The following is a 19,814-nucleotide window of genomic DNA, read 5'->3' on the forward strand; positions in this document are numbered from 1 at the left end:
TAGCGGTTCCGGAGTCGTGGAGGTCAGGCTCCCCCTCAAATCGAGGTGCCCAAGCGGGAGGTAGTGGTGGTACGGGCGGGACTTCGACGCATGGAACATATGGCAACGGCGGCATTGGCGGAAATGGTGCCCCGGTAAACAATACCACTGTTGGCTCAGCCTCCAGTGGAGGCAACGGCACTCAGGGGGCTGTCATTATTGTTATCAACGCTCTATCGACATAAGGAAAAAGCCATGCCTGTATTTTATTCTCCCACCGGCAATTGTGAAATCTGGGAACAGAAACCAGACGGTTACATTACGCAAGAAGAATGTGATCTAGCCCGCGCTGCCGAGGAAGCCGCCGCCGAGGCTCAGCGCGCCGCCGAGGAGGCCGCAGCCGAAGCCGAGCGCCTGGCCGAGTACAACAAGCCGGAAAACGCCCGCGTCCGCAAATACGCTGAGATCAATGAAGGATGTCAGGCGGCCCTGGCAGCCCTCACCGCCACCTATCCCGACCGCGAACTGCTGACCTTTGAGCGGCAGGAACGCGAAGCACGCTCTTTGCTGGCGGGGGACAGCGCGGCGGATGTGACCCATATCACGGCCATCGCCCAAGGGCGCGGCATCCCGGTGGAAGAACTGGCGCAGAAGATCATTGCCAAGGCCGACGCCTTTGCCCTGGCCTCGGGCGCGCTCATCGGCCAGCGGCAGTGGTATGAGGATGCTCTGGAATCGCTCGGTCCGGACGCGACCACGGCGCAGATCGAGGACATCACGGTCAGCTACAGCCTGCCCGGCGCTGGTGGGAGTGCGTCCTGATGAGCTACGGCAAGGCTTTGCTCATAGCCCTGGACCAGTTCCTTAATGCGCTCTGCGGCGGGTGGCCGGATGAAACCCTGTCTTCCCGCTGTTGGCGCATGAGCCTCGCCGGGTGGGACTGGCCTCGGTGCGTGGTGGATGCCCTGTTCTTCTGGGAAGCCAGACATTGTCAGAAGAGCTATGAATCAGAGCGCCTGGGACGACAATTGCCGCCTGAGTTACGCCCTTACAAAGTCAAGGAGATTTGATCGTATATGACCCAGCCCTGCCCTCATGCGGGCGATCTTTCCAGCCTGACCGCCACGGTCAATGAAATCAAAATCACACTGAGCCGCCTTGGCGACATCCTCGCTTCCAATGCGGTCTTGGAAGAAAAATCCACACAGTTCCGTAAGGACATTAACGATATCTATCGCAGACTGCATGTGGTTGAGATCACCGTCGCCACATATTCAGGCTCCAGCCGCTGGGTGGAGCGGGTTATCTGGCTTCTCATCAGCACAGCCCTTGGGGGGATGTTGGTGGCGCGGATAGTCTAATTCTCAAAATATCTGGCTGAGATATGTAGAATTGGCATGGAAAGTTGCAAACTTTTCCAAAAAGTCTTAGAGTTTTGGAAATGAAAGGCGAGAAGTGCGCTAACACTCCCCGCCCCGGCAGAGATTGTGTGGTATACCCTTCCACTACGGAAGCCGCTCCTCTGTCAGCTAAGCGTTCTTAACCAACATGGTCTAGCCCCTGATAGCGTGCCCCGCCGTCAGGGGCTTTCCATTTCCACACCAATTCAGATGCACATGACGGCTACAGACCGTGCATGAGCAGATAACCGAAGATAAGCACCGTCAGTCCTGCAAGGACTTGAACAGCGTAATCTCTGAGAAACTGCTTCATGGGCATCCCCTCCTTCTACTTATGTGTCTCTGCCTTTTGCACACGACAAAGGAGCGGTTGATACCGTTAATGATTCTACACCTAAATCCCGACAATACCAAGGAGGTTTTCACACTGTGTCTTCCACAGGCCACGACCCCACATCCTCCCGCGCTCCTGAACAGGAACTCGCAGCCTTGCACGGTGCGCTCGCCAAGCACATGGCGGATATGCTCAAATCCAAAGAACCGGTTCCCCCGGCCACCCTCAACGCCATCCGCCAGTTCCTCAAAGACAACGGCATCGACTGTCATGGGATAGAGAATCCCGACATCAACGACATTACAAAGGCCCTGCCGACCTTTGAAGGAGACGGCGAAGACGTGGAGGAACGCCTTCTCCATTAACCTGTAAGCACACACAATTCAGCCCCGGAAACAAACGCGCCCGACCTTAGTGTCGGGTTTTCTGTTTTCGGGGCTGTTTTCGTATTTCAAGCCCCCGTGGCTGGAGGAAAGAATCATGGCATCGGCATTAAAAGCTATCCGGGAGCACTGCGTCCTCTGCGTCAATGGGAAAGCCCAGCGGAGCAACCTGGAGATCATTGAAACCTGCGAATACCCCGCCTGTCCTCTCTGGCCCTATCGCATGGGAACACGGCCCACTGACGGGACGCCACACCGTCCCTTGAAGGCATGCCGTCGCTTCTGCGTGGAGGAATGCCAAGCCGAACAGGCTCAACAAGTTAAAGACTGTCAGGGTGATACTTGGGTCGTAGGCCCCTGCCCCCTCTACAAATTTCGGATGGGTAAAAGCCCTAACGTCTCGCTGGAAGCCCGCACAAAGATGAAAGGGCGGGTCAGCCGCCTCAAGTCCTCCTGAAAACGCCCAGCCACGCCCCCCTCTAATCGCAAAACAGCCGTGAGAATCTTTGAGACGAACATCTGGGCGTCTTGGGAAATAACGCGGCTGTTTTTTCATTTCACACACATCTCAGCCAAGGAGGCCCATGCCTAACATCATCCTCCCCCCGCTGCCTGAAAAGCTGCGGGACTTTCGTGTGTTCCTCACGTTGGTCTGGCGGCACCTCGGCCTGCCCGACCCCACGCCGGTCCAGCTTTCCATCGCCTACTATCTGCAACACGGCCCGCGCCGGAAAATCACCGAAGCCTTCCGAGGAGTCGGCAAGTCCTGGATCACCTCCGCTTATGTGGTCTGGAAACTGCGCCTGGACCCCAATCGAAAGTTCATGGTGCTCTCGGCCAGCAAAGACCGGGCCGACAACTTCACCACCTTCTGCCTGCGCCTGATCCAGGAAATCCCGGTGTTGCAATGCCTCACCCCCCAGGACAGCCAACGCTGTTCCAAGCTCTCCTTTGACGTGGCCCCGGCCAGAGCCGACCAAGCCCCCAGCGTGACCAGCAAGGGTATCTTCTCGCAAATCACAGGCGGACGAGCTGATGAGATAATTGCGGACGATATCGAAGTTCCTAATAACTCTTATACACAGATGATGCGGGATAAGCTGAGCGAAGCGGTAAAGGAGTTCGAAGCTATCATCAAACCTGACGGCATCATCACCTACCTGGGAACTCCTCAGACCGAGCAGAGCCTATACAACGCCCTGCCTGATCGAGGGTATGCCGTGCGTATCTGGCCCGCCCGCTACCCGGATGAAAGCCAGCTTGCCAACTATGGAGAAGGCCGCCTGGCTCCCTTCATCCTCGACAGGATACGTAGGGGAGCCGTCACCGGCACTTCCACCGACCCGGACCGCTTCACCGACGACGATCTGCTGGAACGTGAGCTTTCCTATGGCCGGGCCGGGTTCCAGCTCCAGTTCATGCTCGACACCAGCCTCTCGGATGCCGAACGCTATCCCCTGAAACTCCGCGACCTCATCATCATGGGCCTCTCGCCCACCGACGCCCCGGAGAAACCTATCTGGGCCGGGGGAACGACCAACATCATCAATGATCTGCCGTGCGTGGGCCTGAATGGGGACCGCTACTTCTCACCGGCGTTCCTGCACGGAGCCTGGATTCCCTACACCGGGTCCGTCATGGCTATCGACCCCTCCGGCAGAGGCTCTGATGAAACAGCGGTGTGTGTGCTCAAGATGCTCAACGGCTATCTCTACCTCACAGCTATGAGGGCATTCAGGGATGGCTACGGCGAACAAACCATCAAAGACATAGTGGCCCTCGCTAAACAAGAGCAAGTCAAGCAAATCATCGTGGAGGCCAACTTTGGCGATGGTATCTTCACCAAGCTCATTGAACCTCACTTCGCCAAGGACTATCCCTGCGCCATTGAAGAAGTAAAGCACTCCCGCCAGAAAGAACTACGAATCATCGACACCCTGGAGCCAATCATGAGCCAGCACAAGCTTATCATCAACAGGTCCGTGGTGGAATGGGATTATAACTCCACCAAGAATCTGCCGCCTGAAAAGGCCCTCAAGTACCAGCTCTTCTACCAAATGTCCCGCATCACACGGGATAAGGGCGCACTGGCCCACGACGATCGCCTGGACTGCCTCTCTATGGCCGTACGCTACTGGATTGAGCAGATGAACCAGGATGTGGACAAGCGAATGGCCCAGCGCCAGGAACGACTGCTGGAGGAAGAACTGAAAACCTGGACCGATGCCACAGGGGGTAGACTGCTGATCGGGAAAGACGGTGGCATGCTCTTTGGCTTCACTGGCCTTGAGGCTGGCTATGGAAAGATCAGTGATATGAAAAGCTCTATAACTATGAGAAATAACAGGGCTAACAAAAGAGTAGGAGTAGGAATAGGAAGGAAGACCTGTGCATTCAGGTGATTAAGGGAACCAAGGGGGAGGGAGAGGATGAAGACCTCCCCCTTGGGTAGACCTGTGTATATGGTTCCTCCGGTCATTTGCTAACTTGTCGATTTTATTCCATTTTTATTATGCTGATTTTTCTGATCAAAATCACATTTTTATTTAAATAAATCAGCTTGTTATTTAATTAAGTTGCACTCTATGAAGGGTACCTAAAGGGGCCTTAAGGTATTCTTAGGGGGATATAAGGGGGTATATTAAGAAATAACTTAAGGGGATATTAACAACAATCTGAACAACCTTTAATAAAGGTGTCTAGTAGTTATCACATGTTTCTACTCATTGATTCTACTCCTTCTGATTGTTATAATACCCCGGAGATTTTGGCCGAAAAATGTGAGCACCCTACCGCTATCGTATTATTTCAATTTACCCCCGTGCCATCTTCGCCGCTTTCTTACCACGGATCAGCAAGGAGCGAGAGGGAGAAAGCCCGGCCCTGGCCTTATATAAAGGACACAGCGCAACCCACGGCGCAACCTGACGCCGCAAAGCCTTATAGCGCGCGACATTACAAGGGATAAAATATCTGTGGGTATCGTTTTTAGGACTGGAAAGGGGGTAAAAAGGCCGGTCTGGGCGAGTGCAATGGGCGCTACTGGGGTGGGAAATCGTAGCACGATTTTTGTTTTTAATTCACAAATCGTGTTACTAATTTTATAAATCGTGTTACTATTTTAGAATAATCAATTCGGGAGGGACTAAGTGCAAAATGATCCAGGAAAAAACATTCATAAGATAATAAATGAATCCACAACACTGACCAATGATGAGAAAAAGATATTCTTTGATATTGGAAATGGCTTATCTGATGTCAGAGAAGCAATTAACACCACGCGCGTTGACGCCTCAAAGGACCTTGAAGCGTTTAAACTTACCGTATCTTCTGAATTCCACAGGGTTGAAAATACAATAATAAACCTTGACAAGAATTTATCTAAGAGGATTGAAGAAAAAGGAACCAATACAATAAAATGGTGTGTTGGTGTTATGATTGCATGCACTCTTAGCATAGTTGCAACAATTATAGCTACAGTTATCATATATATAATGAAAATAGGTCAATGAAAACCACCACAAGCAGATTACTTTGTTTGACATTTGTCCTTATCGCGGCCCTTACCGTGCCTAATGGTGCGGTAGGGGCTGGGGAAACGCAAACAAGCGGAATAGATTTGTCAGGGAATGAAAGATTAATTCAATTAAATACAGAATACCATAATTTACGGCTTGCGCACGATCAAAAAATGCAGAGATTTCTATACGATTTGAAAGAAGTTAACAAGCGGGCTTCTGTAATCGGTAATTTTTTAATAACACAAAAGAAAATATTAGGAGATAGGGATCTTTCTCCTTCTGATATGCTTACTGTACATAGGATGATTATTACATTTTTTTATGATGTGGAAAGGCTAATTAAATTTTTTTATGACGTGGAAAGCGAAAGAGATGAGCTATATAAAAAGCTCGATGAACTAGAAGTAGAAGTACATTCACATGTTCAAGAAAAAATAGTAAAAGACATCCTCCAATAAATAACAGAAAAATAACATTCCTACCCTACCAGGATACTACACGACTAAAGAAGCTGCTGAGAAGTGAGGTAGATATGCTTGCATCCATCAAAAATAATTTTCAGGTATTCGTATTTTTATGTTTTGTTGAATTTCTTCTATATATTTTAGCACGGGACCAGTTAGATCATGATGATGTCGTAAGAATAACATCATTACTTATGTTCCTTTTAGCTGGTGGGTTTATATTACTTTGTAATGCTCTAGATGAATTACGTGGTATAAAACTTCTTGTAGAATATCAGAAGAATAAAATAAAAGAACTTGAAAATAAACTTACAGCGTAAACCTAAATAATAGGACACGGAGCTATGCCTGCTCTACCGGGATATTATACAACAACGGAAGCCGCCGAAAGATTAGGCTATAGAACGGGTGACGCTTTGCGAATGAAGTGTGCAGCGGGTGAAATCCCTGCGTACAAAGTCGGTAAAACTTGGCTTATCCCTGAAGCATGGGTAGAAGACGCAGAGAGGGAAACTATTTCAGGAAAGGGAGAGCGCGGTAAACCACGAAAATAGCACATAAAAATATTTTCTTTCTTTCATCAGAAATATATTGACTTTCTTTCTGGTATCACTTAGAAAGGACTTGCAAGCGGGAAATACCAGGACGCAAGTTCTTTTCTTTTCCTCTTTTCTTTCTGATAACAGAAATAAAGCTCTTTCCCATAGGGACCGCCGGGGAACCGGCCTAACCCACCGCGCCAGACCACAAGGCGAAAGCCCAGACACGGCGGACCAATAGAGAATCTAAGGAAACCCAAAGAAACTCAACAAGGGGATCTATAATGGAATCTAATCTTGAACTGAGCCGCATTGCGGACGCTCTCAAGGCGCATCTTGACTATCTCCAATTCGCCCACGCGCACTATGGCCGGTATCTTGGCCCGCTCGATTGGGAATACACAGAAGAAGAGGTGCAGGACATGAAAAAGATGGTCGCCCGCCTTGACGAAATGCTCTTTGCTTAAACCATCATAGGCCCCGCAATCCTCACAGCTTACCACTTACCACCATCACCACCACGCACACTTGCCGTTAACTGCCTACTGTGTGGCCCGGCCTGCGCTCTACGGAGCAATGAACATCCGGGCGTGACTTTGCATAGCATCCGGCGCGGTGACGGTAATGATGATTGCGGTGAGGTATTACGGGGCCACTTGATGGCTTAAGAAAAGATGGTTAGTATCTAAACAGGAGAAAAGGTAATGTCCCTACTCAACAGGTTAAGCGACTTGGGGAAATCTCCGGAGGATCGCCGATACTGGTCAGCATATTGTGTAATGGCCGGAGCTGCTTGTATTGCAGTCGCATTTGTAACCGTGGATATTTTAGCCCTGATTTCAGGCGTCTTTTTCGGCCTGTTGGGCTTGAAGCTGGATAGGGGGTCAAGATAATGCAGACTATAATTTTTTATGGACTTGTGGCACTGATAATCATTGCTGGATTCTATATTGCGTATAGAAATGGCAAGCCTGGAAAGAATGAAAAGTAATGAGTGCCGCAATAATGACACAGTATGTCATCATGGGAATCGTAATTGTAGCCGTGGGCCTTGTTGGTTTTTGGGCCGCAACGCCAAAAAAGAAGACTGAAAACAGGTAAGATTTAACTCTACTAAATAAACAGAAAGCCGCTTGGGAAAATAACCTGGGCGGCTTTTTCATATCCAAAGCGTGAGCCCTGACGTTTTCCAAAAGAACGCCGGGGCTTTTCTATTTCCGGAGTCTAACGCACCCAAATAAAAGAGCAAAGAGATGTTAGTGACAAAGATTGTTGAATCAATCGTCTATTTTATCGCCTCCATACTTGGCGGATTTGTGACATGCGAAGTCTACGCCCAAGTAGCACAAATTAACACTTATGCCGAAACAGTGGCCGCTCTGGTCATGTAGCGGGAGGGGGAAGCCATGTACACAAGAAGCGAATACGTAAAAGAAAGAAATCGCCAAGAAGAGTATATTCACGATCATTTTCATATGGAGTATTCATGCAAGTCTTTAGGCCGGTGCGTCCGTGATGGCTGGGAATGCTTCGCGTATTCAGTCACCTTGACCGGCACCATGCATCCGAACCCCGCAAGTTTCACTATAAACTTATATAGCGGCATGGGGAATGTTTTTAAAGAAACTGATGAGCCTTATGGCCCGCTTCCTTTCAGCGTTTTAAATCACATCTATCTTGAGGACACCAAAGGGGCGTCTTTTGAAGCCTGGTGCGCTGATCTTGAATACGACACGGACAGCAGAAAGGCTTTAGCCGCCTATCTCCAGTGCCAAGAACAGACAAGCAGATTCAAGAGGGCTTTTCCGGATGTGAATTTAGAAGATTATGAAGAAATAACGGAATATTAGGAGAATAAGCAATGACACCCGTAGAACTTAAATGCAAAGTCTTGCAAGCTGACCCCGATTCTAAATTTTTTGATCGCGAGACTATGAACTTTTTCGGGGATACAATGCACAATTATGGTGTGCTTTCTTACGACGAAAAGACGTGGATGCTCTACCGGAAAAGACCCGTAAAGTACGGGCTTCAATCCCCGGCCTTTTTCGATAAGGAAACATTCAAAAGAGTATTCCCTGATTACAGGCAGGGCGGGCAACAATGAAAGACTTCATAACCGCCCTAGTCAACGTCGCCTTGCTGGCCTCAGTGCTCTTCTTGGGCCTGTTCGGCGGCATGTTGTTTAATCTTGACAAATAAAAAGCGGGCTTGTCGTAAAGCGCCAACGATACGACAAGCCCCAAAACAAACAACACGATTACATAATTAGCCAAAAGGCAAAGCCCGTCAAGCGTTCAAAGGATGCTGGCGGGCCTTGTTTATGGGGTAAAACCATGGCTGTGATTGAATTTAGCGAATTCGGTTTCTATATGCATCTAACTGCCCGTCGCTCTTTTATTCCCTACACTGCCCCAAAGTCTTTTATCAATGATTTGTTCCGGCGGACAGATGATAGCACTAGCTGGCCTATTTGTGGGCGCTTTAATGCCACAGAACGCGCCATCCGGCGAATCAGGCGCTTGGGTGCGTACATGGGAAAGGAGTATGATCCTGTAGCTTACGCAATGGCTCTTGATCGTGAAATATCATACATAGTCAATAACTCTGCATAGAAATTATGATGTTCAAACACCCTCAAAGAGGTGTCCTTTGTGTGTCTTAAAACCACAATAGGACACCTTTTTCATTGGTGGTTGAAAGCACATTATCAACAAATAAAGGGGATCAATCATGGAATATCGAGATGAAAAATAGATCAAGGCCCATATGCTCCCCCGCTTTTGTGCGGAGAGGCTAACAAATAACGAATTCTGAGAAAAGGAGTCTTCACCATGTCCAGTACCATCATTATTGACTCGGTATCAGGCCCCACACCCTCCACCCCGTATCCCGGCCTTGAACCGGCATACGCCGCAAGCGCTCCCGCCTTGTTCACCTTCCCGGAAACCGGGCAGCGGGTAAGAGTGGTGGAAGGCCCGGACGAGGAACCGTGGTTTGTGGCAAGGGATGTTTGTGATTGCTTGGAACTGGCAGACACAAACAAAGCTCTTCTCGGCCTGGATCACGACGAAAAATGCGAACACGAAAATTATTCGTGTTCAGGCCGCCGCCCTCTCATCATCTCCGAGCCCGGCCTTTATTCCCTGATCCTCCGCTCCCGCAAACCCCAGGCCCGCACGTTCAAGCGCTGGATCACGCACGATGTCTTGCCCGCCCTGCGGCGTACCGGTCATTATTCCATGTCCGCACCGTCTTCCGCCTCGACCGCCGTCGATGCCGACCTTGCCCGCCTCATGCTGGACCGCCTGACCATTATTGAGCAGCAGATTGCGCCCCTCAAGGAAAAGGCGGGACGCTTTGACGCCTTCCTTTCCGTTGACGGCACGGCGTCGCTCACCGAAGCGGCCAAGATGCTCGGCATGACCGCCATCAGTCTGGCGAAATTATTGCGCGGCGACGCTCTGCGTTGGCTGTTCAAAAAGAACGGCAGCAATGCCGGTCCCAACATCCCCACAGCGGAGGTCATCCGCAACGGCTGGATGGTGCTTAAGGCCGCGCGCAGCCCCTATGACGGGCGTTTGCACAGCTCGGCGCGCTTCACGGCCAAAGGTCTGGATGCGCTGTATGGGATTATTGAGGAGATGAAAGAAAGTCTCACGCCGGTGAATAAGGCGATATACGAGGCCTAAGGGAGATACATGTCATACCTTGCTATGCTGAAAGGCTATCTCATTGGCATGTTTGTGATGATGACAGTTACTTTAGCGCTTTCTGTATTTATTATAGGGAGCATACTTGCGCTCATTCTCAATGAGGCTGTCTTACTCACGATCATCACCATCTCTATCGTCTATATGGCGTTCTTCTAATAGCGTATAATATATACAGCCACAAAGGCCGCTTGGGAATCGGAAACTTCCAGGCGGCCTTTTCATATGGAGAAAACCATGAACACTGCCGCAATACCTGACGATTATTCCCTGGCTCTGCCCTACCCTGTGACCGCCACTATTATTGACCAGAGTATGACGGACATCCTTGAACCTTTTGATCAGTGGCAACGGTCTGAACATACGGAGGGCACCACCTATGCCCCGTGCTGCTAAGAACCAAAAGGAGCTTCTGCCTCGCGGCATTCGGCGTCATAAGTCCGGCGGCTATATTGTTGACGTGACCTTTAACGGCGAACGCCGCACCCAGACCGCGCCCACCCTGGAACAGGCTATTATTGTCCAGAACAATCTCCGAGCTCAGCTTGTTCAAGCGGTACAGGTTCTGACGAGCTGGACGCTCAAGACCGCTGTGGGGAAAACCATAGATCTGGTTTGGGCCGGAAGGGGAGGTGAAATGTCATCACGCCGCAACGCCAAAGCAGCCTTAGATTTCTTTGGGGAAGACTGCCCGTTGCCTCATATCACCACGGATCGCATTGACGAGTATGTGCAGTTCCTGCTGAAAAAGGGCAATTCCGGGGCCACCATCAACCGCAAGCTGGCCGCCCTGTCTCGCTGCCTGCGCACAGCCCTGGAACGCGACAAGCTGGCTGCCATTCCTCACATGCCGCGCCGTCCGGAAGGGGAGCACCGCATTCGCTTTCTGACAGAGGATGAAGAGGAAAAGATGCTCTCCATTATTGAGCGGCTGGGCTATGCCCCTTTGCTCAAGGATGTGATACTGGTGATGATATACACCGGCTTCCGCTGTGGGGAAGTCTGGAACATGCAAGCCAAGGACATTAATCCGGAAACCGGAACCATCACAGCCTGGAAGACCAAGAGCGGCCATCCCCGCACCATCCCCATTGTGGACAAGATTCAACCTATTATTGAGCGACTGCTTGGATCATCCGGAGGCGGCAGGCTGTTTCCCGGCTGTAACAACACCTGGCTCCGGCCCCGCTGGGAAAGAGTACGCTTTCATATGGGCATGGCTGACGATGCCCAATTCGTTCCCCACATGCTGCGACATACCTGTGCCACTCGCCTATCCCGTGAGGGTGTCAGTATGCCGCTCATCAAAGAATGGATGGGGCATTCCACTATCCAGGTCACAGCCCGGTACGCGCACTTCGCTCCGAGCGATTTATACAAGGCCGCCAAGGCGTTAAGTAAAAATGCAACCTAGTTGCCGGTGGTTGCGGAGGGTCTTTCAGCACCTTGATTTTAGATGTATAATCAAGGTGTTACCCTCCGCCTCCATCTTAAAATCCCTCACGCACAGCGTATGTCGGTTCGAGTCCGACTCCGGGTACCAGGAAATCAACAAACATCCCGGATTCGTTCAGATGGCGAATCCGGGATGTTTTACTAATCCTGAAAATGCGCCGGCCGGTTTATCCCCGCCAAGCCAGATACAGCAGAGGATAGGGCCGTCCCGCGTTGTCCAGGGCTGACCGCCCTGTCACCGCAAAGCCTTGGCGCTGATAAAAGGCCAGAGCCCGCGCATTCTGCTCGTTGACTTCCAGGCTGAGCGCGCCGTGCAGGTCCCGGGCGTGCCGCAGCAGGACCTTGCCCACGCCGCGCCCGAAATATTCCGGTTCCACAAAAAGCATTTCCACATGCGCTCCGTCACAGCCCAGAAAGCCCACCGGGCAGCCTTCTTCTTCCGCCAGCCAGACTTCATCCACACCCGGCAGATAGACGTCCGCCACTTCCGCGTAAATCCGCTCCAGATCACCGGGCAGCAAAAAGTCATGCGTGGCCTCCACGCTGCGCCGCCACAGTTCAGCCAGGACCGGGAAATCATCGGCCATTGCCCGGCGGACGGGCCAGGACGGATTGCCGGAAGCGGCGGAAGCGGAATGTGGCGGTACGGACATGGCGGCCCTTCCATTATACGGCACAGGCGGCGACGGACGGATCAGTAATTGTACTTCCAGCGCACGCCGCCCCAGGTATCCTGCTGTTCGGTGCGGAGTTCCAGATTGATGCGCGGGGTCAGTTCCAGCTGGATGATAAAGGCCGTGCTGTCCGGCTTCATGCCCTGCTCCACGCCCACATAGATCAGGTCGCCGATGTACTTGCCCATTTCCAGGGTGGTGCCCCCCGCGGTCTGGTCACCGGGTTCTCCGGCGGCCCCGGTGGACGAGGTGCCGAGGCGCAGCACGTCCACGCCCAAGGCCTTGCGCGTGAAGTCGAGCATGCCTCCCCCGCCCGAGCCGAAACCGGCCAGCTGGGCCACGGCCCCTGCCAGCTGCAGGGCCTCCAGGCGGCTCAGCTCATTGGCGCTGCGGCCAAAAAGAATCCGGGAGAGGATTTCATCCTTGGGCAGGCTGGGCTCGCTGCCCAGGCTGAGCTTCATCTTGCTCACCGTGCCGCTGATGGTGATGTGAGCCGTGAGGTCCGGCGTTTCATTGGTCATCACAATATCCAGCAGGGGATTGCTCAGGGAACCGCCGCCAAAGGTGATGACCCCGCGCGTGAGCGCGAAATTCTTGGTCAGGAAATCGAAATTGCCCTTCACGGCGCGCAGTTCCCCGGTAATCAAGGGCGCGGCCGGGCTGCCGCTGACCAGCAGATTGGCCTGCCACTCGCTGGTCAGGCCATGCCCCTCAACGATGAAGCGGCCCGGAGCGCGGATGCGCAGGTTCAGGGAGCCCTGTCCTTCGGCGGCCGCCGCGGGTGCCGCCGGGGCGGCGTCCGTCACGGTAGCGGCTTCCTGAATGGGCAAGGTGGTGATGCTGCCGCCCACGGCCAGGTTGTTGAGCAGCAACGCGCCTTGGTTGATGATGATTTCACCGCGCACGTCCGGAGCCGTGGCGCTGCCCGTAACCTGGGCCTGGCCGGAAAGATTGATGCGCAGATCCCGGCGGCGCAGAGGACGCAAATGGTCCAGCACAGCCCGCAGATCCAGATTGCGGCCGTCCAGCCCGCCGCCGCCCGTCAGGCGCAGGCTGCCGCCCAGGCCGTCGGCCGCGCTGAGTTCCAGATGCATGCTTCCGGCCAGCGGGCCTGTGCCGCCTGCCGCATTCTTCTTTCCGGCCTCTTTCCCGTTCAGGTCCAGGCGCAGATTGATGTCCGTGAGCAGCACGCCCAGCACCAGGTCCTCATAACGGGCCTTGTCCACGCGCAGGCCGCCGGTCACGCGCGGCGCGGCCAACGTGCCCCCCAGATCGAGATTCAGGGATATCCGGCCGTTGAGACGGCGGTCCGCCAGGGGCAACAAGCTCCAGACGGGACCCACGGCCCCCTCCCAGCGTACCTGCCCGGCCAACTGCCCCCGGGGAGCGGGTTTGGGCAGGCCGTCCGGACCGAAAAGCAACGGCAGGCGCAGGTTGAGGCGGGCCTCGCTGCCGCCCAGGGCCTTGACGGCCTGGGGGTCCAGCTCCAGCCGCGCAGCCAGCGCACTGCCTGAGGCGCCGCGCTCAATGCCGCCCACCAGGGCCAGATCCAGCGGGGCCACGGGACTGCCCGGCACGCGCAGACGGCGTACGCCCAGCCGGAAATCCCCGCCGGGCCGGGCCGGGCTGCCGCTGAGCCGCACGCGGGCCTCGGCCGTGCCCAAAGGCAGAGCGGGCACCAGCGCGCGCCAGGGTTCCAGGGCCAAGCCGTCCAGAACGATCCGCAAATCAAGTTTCTCCGGCGCCAGCGCGCCCTGGGCCTGCAAGCGGCCCGAGGGCGACAGGGCCAGATCCAGGCCGGAAACCGCCAGCCCGGCGTCGCCGTAGCGGATCTCCGCGCCGCGCGTGGCGCGCAGTCCCAGAGCCCGCCCTTTGCTTCCCTTGCCGCTGTTGCCCTCGGCCAGCGCCGCGTTCAGGCGCACTTCCAGGGTTTGCAATGCCACCAGGCCGGGCCGCCACTGGATGTTGAGCCGACTTGTCACGCCGCCCGAGCTTTCCAGATTGAGGTCCAGGGGCCCCTGCAAGGGCCCCGAGGCCCGCGCCCGCGCGCTCAGGCGCAGATCGCCCCAGCTCACCCCTTCCAGATCCAGACGCGCCGCCAGCGCCGCCCGGCCGAAAAGATCCGTGAGCCGGGCCTCGCCGTCCAGGCCGCGCACATGCAGCGCCGCATCCCCGCCTTGCGCGGAGCTGAGATTGAAACGGGGAATCTTCCAGCGCAGCAGGACCTGCTGCGCGCCGGGCCCGGAACCGTTTTGCGGCGCTTCCGCGCGTAATTCCAGATCCAGTCCGGCTTCGCCGTCCAGACGCTGCCCCGGCACAAAGGCGGACAGAGCCTGCCAGTCAGCCACGCGCAGCCGGATCGCGCCGTCCAGAACGGGCGCTTTGCCCGGCGTGAGCACGGCGGTCACGTCGCCCGTGCCTTCCAGGCCCGCCGCGCCCAGGCGCAGCTTGCGCAGACCGGCCACAGCCGCCTCCGGCGCGACGCCCGTCGCGTTTTCCGGGCCGCTCCTCAGGTCCGGCCCGTAAAAAAGTTCCGTCGTGAGGCTGAGAGGACGCTGATCCAGCTCGGCGCGCAGGTCCAGCACCAGCCGGGCCTCCCCACGGGCGCCGTCCAGGCCGAGCGCGTCGCCCCAGGCCAGGGGCGCGCCCGTGAGCGCCAGCGTCGTATCCTTGAGGGCATGGCCGTTGCTCTGAATATCCGCGCAGGCCAGACGCAGGTCCACGTCCGGCCGCCGCAACGCGCCCTTGGCGGTCAGCGTGAGGGAGAGCGGCGCGCGCAGCATGGCCAGCACATCCCCGGCCTCTTCCGTGCCCTCTGCGGTTTTTGCCGGAACGGCGGCCGTGTCCGTCGCCGGACTTTGCAGATTGACGTTCAGACTCAGGTCCAGAGGGCCGTCCGGCCAGCCTTCCCGGCCGCTGTGCCACTGCCCCTGCCCTGTGGCCGTCACACGGCCCGCCGTCAGATTCAGGTCGGCCAAGGCCAGCCGCGCCGAGGACGCCGGGCCGGATTCCCTTGCGGTCGTCCCGCCTGCAAGGGCCAGGTTCAAGCGGGCTTCGGAACCCAACAGGTCCGGCGGCAGAGCGTCCACATGGAGCACAGGCCGCCGCAAGACCGCTTCCAGGCGGCTGTCCACGGCCAGGCCCGGCCCCAGTTCCGCTGCGTTGCCCGGCCCTTTGTCCGTCCCCCTATTCGCCCTGGCCGATGGTCCGGCCTGGGCTTCCAGGCTGACTTCCGCCGCCGCGCAACTGAGCACGGACACGGCAACTGGCGCATCCTCCGCGCCGCTCAGGCGCGCCCGGACGTGCAGCTTCGCGCCCTCTTTTCCGGCCGTGAGCCCGGCGTCCAGATCGGCCCTCAAGGCTTGCACTGCGGGAGCCGGAGCAGGCGCGTCAGCAGTTTTCCGCTCTGGCGTCTGTGCTTTTGCCGGGTCCGGCGTTGGCGGCATCGCCGCGCCGCCCAGCAATTCCGACGGCAGCAGGGCGTTTTCCACGCTCAGCGCGTCCAGACGCACCGCGGGCAGCCAACCGGGCAGGTCATTCAAAGCGCGCGCCGCGTCGCCGAGCATCACGCGCAGGCCCTCCACGGTCAGGGGCTGCCCTGGGGCGGGCGATTCCGGGGCGGGGGGCAGATCGGGCAGACGACGCATTGCCGGATTGGCGCTGTGGATGGACGCAATACGCACAGTGCCGGGCAGGGCATGCCAGTCCCAGGCAAAGCTGTTTTCCGGAGCCGTAAGCCAGACGCCTTGGGCGTCGGCGGCTTCCAGGCCGAAGGAGCAGGCAAAGGGCAGCGGGCCGGAGAGGCGGGTCAGGCGCACCTGCAGGCCGCTTTCCCGCAGGGAGCTTTCCAGAGCGGCATTGACGGTTTCTGTCAGCCAGGCCTGGCCGCTTTCACTGCGCAGCACCCAGGCCAGCCCCCCCAGCGCCGCCAACAGCAGCACCAGCAGAACGGCCAGCGCGCGGCGCAGCCAGCGCGTCCTCCTTTTGGGATGCCTGGGGCGTCCGCTGTGCCCGTCCTGCACGGCGGCCGAAGATTGCGTCGCCGGGTTCGCCGGCCGCTCTTCCTTTATCCGCGCCATCAGAAGGACTGCCCTATGCTGATATAGACCTGCACCGGCGGATCACCGTCAATGCGCCGCAGGGGCGTGGCCACGTCCAGGCGTACCGGCCCGATGGGCGTGTAATAGCGCAGGCCCAGGCCCACGCCCCAATCCATGTCGCCGATGATGCGCGGGAACTCGTCCGTATAGACCATGCCGCCGTCCAGAAAAGGCACCAGGCCGATGTTTTCAGTCACTTTGAAGCGCGCCTCCAGATTGACGATCTGGTAGGAGCGCCCGCCCAAGGGGTCGTCCTTGCTGTCGCGCGGCCCCAGGGCCTGATAAGCATAGCCGCGCACCGAACCCGCGCCGCCCGCGTAATAGCGCATGCTTGACGGGATGCTGTGCAGCGGCGAACCGGCCATGGCCCCGCCTTCCACCCGGCCCGCCAGCACCAGGCGGTCGTCGGGACGGCCCGTCTTGTCGCGCATGGGCGCGTAATAGACGCTGGCCGCCAGGCTTCCGGCCATGGCGCTGAACGACTCCTGATAAAAGCCGCCGAAGGGCGTGAGCTTGATCTCCATTTCCGAGCCACTGCTGGGATTGAGCACATTGTTGCGGCTGTCGCGCCGCAGGCTCACGCGGGGGCTGAATACGCCGTAAGGGTGCTCGCTGTTCTCATTATCCTTGAGGGAACCGCTTTCCATGAACACGCCGACGCCGCCCCACCACTGGCGGGCCAGCTTCCGGTCCAGGCCCGCCGAGGCGTTGCCCGCCATTTTGCGGTAGGCGCTGGTATCTTCGCGCAGGGCCGAGGCCGAGGCCAGCAGGCGCTGCTCGCGCACCAGAAAGGCGGGTTTTTCAAAAGCCGCCTTGATGCCCTGGATTTCCGTGGCCAGAGGCGCGGTGACCGTAAGTTTTTCCCCGTTGTGGAAAAGATTGCGGTGCTCCCAGACGCCTTCCAGGCCCAGACCCGTATCCGTGTCATAGCGGGCGCTGCCGCTGATGGAACGGAAGGGCGCTTCGGCCACGGTAATGTCCGCGGGCAGCACGGCCACGCCGCCGCCCTCGCCGCTTTTTTCCAGATCCGCCGAGGCCGGGGCCGCCTCCACGGAGCGGAACAGACCCAGGCCGCGCAGGGTATTGGCGTAATCGTCCAGCAATTCGCTGTCCCAAGGCTCGTCGCCCGGCGTCCAGGGCGTCAGCCGTTGCAGATATTCGGCGTTGACATCCTGCGCGCCGTGCACGCGGATGGCCCCCATGAGCGCGGGCGGTCCGGTCCGGACCAGGATATCGGCATTGAGCGTGCGGGCCTCGCGGTTCAGGGCATAGCGGGCGTCGGCCACCTTGGCCAGGGGATAGCCCTCGCGGCGGAAGCGTTCCGGCAGGGCGTCCACGGCGGCCAGCATGGCGTCGGCGGTCACCGGCTGCCCCACGTTCACGCCGGGCAGGCTTGCCGGAAAGGACGGCGGCGGCACCGCCTCCCGCTCCAGGCCCCAGAAGCCCGTTTCGCGGCTGCGGTTCTTAAAGGATTCCGGCACCACGGGCGCGGGCTCGTAGCGCACGTCGGCCCGGCCCAGCGTGTAGCGCGGGCCCGGTTCCAGCAGCAGCGTCACCTTCACGGGGGATGCGGCCTCGTCCATGCTGAAGGAAGCCTTGCCGTCATAATAGGATTGGGAATGGAGCAGCTTGAGCGCGGTTTCCGTATCGGCGCGGGCACGGCGTTCCAGGGCCAGCATGCTGTCCGGCGGCTCCTTGGCGAGCTGGGCGAGCTGGCTGGCGGCCTTCATCTTGCCCTCCAGGGAGGACGGCCCGTCGCGCACCTCAATGCGCAGGGCATAGGGAATGGGCTTGCCCTGCCAGGCCGGGTCCGGCTCGGCGCCCTGTCCGGAGTCCGCCGCCTCGGGCCCGGCATCGCCGTTCCTGGCCAGCAGGCCGCAACCGTTGAGCAGGCCCGGCAGAACCAGCAGGGCGGCCAGCATCAGAACACGCGCCGACTGCCCGGCCCGTGGGCGAGGCCGGGCGTCGATAAAAAAAAGCCGTCCGCCGACGGCGTGGAAAAAACATAAAAGAGTAACGAATGCGCAACGCATAGTATATTCCATATACGCTTGAGCGTCAGCGCGCGCAAGCCGGGTTTCACACGAGGGCGAAAAAAACGCCGCAGCGCAGGGCAGACGCATCTAAATTCTGAGAGCCTGAAGGAGAAAATCTTCACTCAGCGCAATCTTGAACCTCTTGCCCTTCAAGCTCGATTTCCCCGGCATGCGCCGAAGTAAATTGAGGCAGATACTTCGCAAAATTCCAAGATTTTTGCCCGCATTACGAATCCGTGCTCGACTTTGATCTTCATCAAAAACTACATCAAGACACCAGTGCAAGGCGTTTTCTATCTGCCAATGAGCTCTCACGCTTTTAGCGGCACGCACTTCATCCTGAGCTAAACTACTTATGTAGTAACGACGGTTTGTCTCGATTTTTCCTCTACTTTCACGCACTGACTCAATAAGTACAAAACTTTGCAAGCCAGCCCACTGCTCCTTATCGCTATACCAATCTATTGAAGGTGATTGCCAACACCGCCGGGTTTCAATACGGCCATGTTCTTTCTCAATTTGTTCAAATCCCGGTGGAACGTCACAGGATAGAGCATCCATATGCATACGTACTTCCTCGTAAAACATAGGATGATTGCTCTTCAATGCCAAAAGGTAAGCAGCCTGTTTCTCGATGGCTTTAGCCGCTACAACTTTTTGGCAGTTGAGCGCATCGGCCGTTACTACACACCCTTTCAAGTCCAGCATATCCATTAATTGGGGAATGGCTGTAATTTCATTACTCTTTTCTTCTACGGCCAGTTGTCCGAGAACCAAACGATTTTCCACGGACCAAGCGTTGAGCATATGTAAAGCTGTCCCATTCTTCTTGGTAGTGCGCCGGTGTGTTTTTCCGTCAAAGGCCACTATGTCGCCGGTCACTTTCTCCCGAAGACGTCGGGATAATTCAAGGAGACATTCGCCAAAGCAACTCGGGGAAATTGCCTGAAATACGCGGTTGAAGGTATCATGACTGGGAATGCTTTGCATGCCTATATGGCTGCTGAGCCAATCCTGCCTGGCATGGGCATAATCTTCCATGTCATAAAAGCCGTCACCGCCTGACAAGTACGAACATAAAGCAATAAACATAATAGTCTCAAGACTATGTATCTTTGTGCGCTCTACTCGTGGGTCAGGCAGGTCACGGAAAATAGCCAATGTGATTTCAATAGGGTCTTCCATAGCCCCCAGTCTATAGATCTTTTTTTAGATG

At 56.3% G+C, this 19,814-nt stretch carries 19 protein-coding genes; 15 read left to right on the forward strand and 4 right to left on the reverse strand.

Going from position 1 to position 19,814, the window contains the following annotated elements; all coding sequences use genetic code 11:
* Positions 1–234 precede the first annotated feature (234 nt).
* From HMPREF1022_RS16810 to HMPREF1022_RS16290, 15 genes are all read left to right on the forward strand, one after another.
* Complete coding sequence (locus tag HMPREF1022_RS16810) at positions 235–801, forward strand: hypothetical protein (RefSeq protein ID WP_009304001.1); 567 nt, start codon at positions 235–237, stop codon at positions 799–801.
* Positions 801–1,049 carry a hypothetical protein gene (locus HMPREF1022_RS16250; RefSeq protein ID WP_009304002.1) on the forward strand — a complete coding sequence of 83 codons (249 nt, stop codon included), beginning with the start codon at positions 801–803 and terminating at the stop codon, positions 1,047–1,049. The genes HMPREF1022_RS16810 and HMPREF1022_RS16250 overlap by 1 nt, the downstream gene beginning before the upstream one ends.
* 6 nt (positions 1,050–1,055) lie before the next feature.
* Positions 1,056–1,340, forward strand: a complete 285-nt coding sequence (locus tag HMPREF1022_RS16255; protein WP_009304003.1) for a hypothetical protein — start codon at positions 1,056–1,058, stop codon at positions 1,338–1,340.
* Between the two features lie 468 nt (positions 1,341–1,808).
* The gene (locus HMPREF1022_RS16260) at positions 1,809–2,078 is read left to right on the forward strand and encodes a hypothetical protein (RefSeq protein WP_009304005.1); all 270 of its coding nucleotides are present in this window, start codon (positions 1,809–1,811) and stop codon (positions 2,076–2,078) included.
* 602 nt (positions 2,079–2,680) lie between these two features.
* Positions 2,681–4,498: a phage terminase large subunit gene (gene terL / locus HMPREF1022_RS18355; RefSeq protein ID WP_009304007.1), complete on the forward strand. Its 1,818-nt coding sequence runs from the start codon at positions 2,681–2,683 to the stop codon at positions 4,496–4,498.
* 747 nt (positions 4,499–5,245) lie between these two features.
* Complete coding sequence (locus HMPREF1022_RS18360) at positions 5,246–5,608, forward strand: hypothetical protein (RefSeq protein ID WP_156803038.1); 363 nt, start codon at positions 5,246–5,248, stop codon at positions 5,606–5,608.
* Positions 5,605–6,075: a hypothetical protein gene (locus HMPREF1022_RS18365; RefSeq protein WP_156803039.1), complete on the forward strand. Its 471-nt coding sequence runs from the start codon at positions 5,605–5,607 to the stop codon at positions 6,073–6,075. Before HMPREF1022_RS18360 ends, HMPREF1022_RS18365 begins: the two co-directional genes overlap by 4 nt.
* 74 nt (positions 6,076–6,149) lie before the next feature.
* Positions 6,150–6,401, forward strand: coding sequence for a hypothetical protein (locus tag HMPREF1022_RS18370; RefSeq protein WP_156803040.1), 252 nt, complete (start codon positions 6,150–6,152; stop codon positions 6,399–6,401).
* Between the two features lie 24 nt (positions 6,402–6,425).
* On the forward strand, positions 6,426–6,635 hold the full coding sequence (locus tag HMPREF1022_RS19220) for a helix-turn-helix domain-containing protein (protein ID WP_083823346.1): 210 nt from the start codon (positions 6,426–6,428) through the stop codon (positions 6,633–6,635).
* 269 nt (positions 6,636–6,904) lie between these two features.
* Positions 6,905–7,087 (forward strand): hypothetical protein, encoded by a 183-nt coding sequence (locus HMPREF1022_RS16270; RefSeq protein WP_009304008.1) that lies wholly within the window; start codon positions 6,905–6,907, stop codon positions 7,085–7,087.
* A 939-nt stretch (positions 7,088–8,026) separates the two neighbouring features.
* On the forward strand, positions 8,027–8,470 hold the full coding sequence (locus HMPREF1022_RS16275) for a hypothetical protein (protein ID WP_009304010.1): 444 nt from the start codon (positions 8,027–8,029) through the stop codon (positions 8,468–8,470).
* Positions 8,471–8,481: 11 nt separating this feature from the next.
* Positions 8,482–8,727, forward strand: a complete 246-nt coding sequence (locus HMPREF1022_RS18730) for a hypothetical protein (protein ID WP_009304011.1) — start codon at positions 8,482–8,484, stop codon at positions 8,725–8,727.
* 727 nt (positions 8,728–9,454) lie between these two features.
* Entirely contained in the window at positions 9,455–10,312 is an 858-nt protein-coding gene (locus HMPREF1022_RS16815; protein WP_009304013.1) for a phage antirepressor KilAC domain-containing protein, read from the forward strand.
* A gap of 258 nt (positions 10,313–10,570) precedes the next feature.
* On the forward strand, positions 10,571–10,729 hold the full coding sequence (locus HMPREF1022_RS18375) for a hypothetical protein (RefSeq protein WP_009304015.1): 159 nt from the start codon (positions 10,571–10,573) through the stop codon (positions 10,727–10,729).
* Positions 10,713–11,747, forward strand: coding sequence for a tyrosine-type recombinase/integrase (locus HMPREF1022_RS16290; RefSeq protein WP_009304016.1), 1,035 nt, complete (start codon positions 10,713–10,715; stop codon positions 11,745–11,747). The genes HMPREF1022_RS18375 and HMPREF1022_RS16290 overlap by 17 nt, the downstream gene beginning before the upstream one ends.
* Before the next feature lie 208 nt (positions 11,748–11,955).
* Here HMPREF1022_RS16290 and HMPREF1022_RS16295 read toward each other — a convergent pair whose 3' ends face one another.
* From HMPREF1022_RS16295 to HMPREF1022_RS16310, 4 genes are all read right to left on the reverse strand, one after another.
* Entirely contained in the window at positions 11,956–12,441 is a 486-nt protein-coding gene (locus tag HMPREF1022_RS16295) for an acetyltransferase (protein WP_009304017.1), read from the reverse strand.
* Positions 12,442–12,482: 41 nt separating this feature from the next.
* Entirely contained in the window at positions 12,483–16,541 is a 4,059-nt protein-coding gene (locus tag HMPREF1022_RS16300) for a translocation/assembly module TamB domain-containing protein (protein WP_009304018.1), read from the reverse strand.
* Positions 16,541–18,595 (reverse strand): autotransporter assembly complex protein TamA, encoded by a 2,055-nt coding sequence (locus HMPREF1022_RS16305; RefSeq protein WP_009304019.1) that lies wholly within the window; start codon positions 18,593–18,595, stop codon positions 16,541–16,543. The genes HMPREF1022_RS16300 and HMPREF1022_RS16305 overlap by 1 nt, the downstream gene beginning before the upstream one ends.
* 90 nt (positions 18,596–18,685) lie before the next feature.
* Positions 18,686–19,783, reverse strand: a complete 1,098-nt coding sequence (locus tag HMPREF1022_RS16310; RefSeq protein ID WP_035062130.1) for an ISAs1 family transposase — start codon at positions 19,781–19,783, stop codon at positions 18,686–18,688.
* Positions 19,784–19,814 lie beyond the last annotated feature (31 nt).

The sequence above is a fragment of the Desulfovibrio sp. 6_1_46AFAA genome (assembly GCF_000224635.1).
Lineage (GTDB): Bacteria > Desulfobacterota > Desulfovibrionia > Desulfovibrionales > Desulfovibrionaceae > Desulfovibrio > Desulfovibrio fairfieldensis.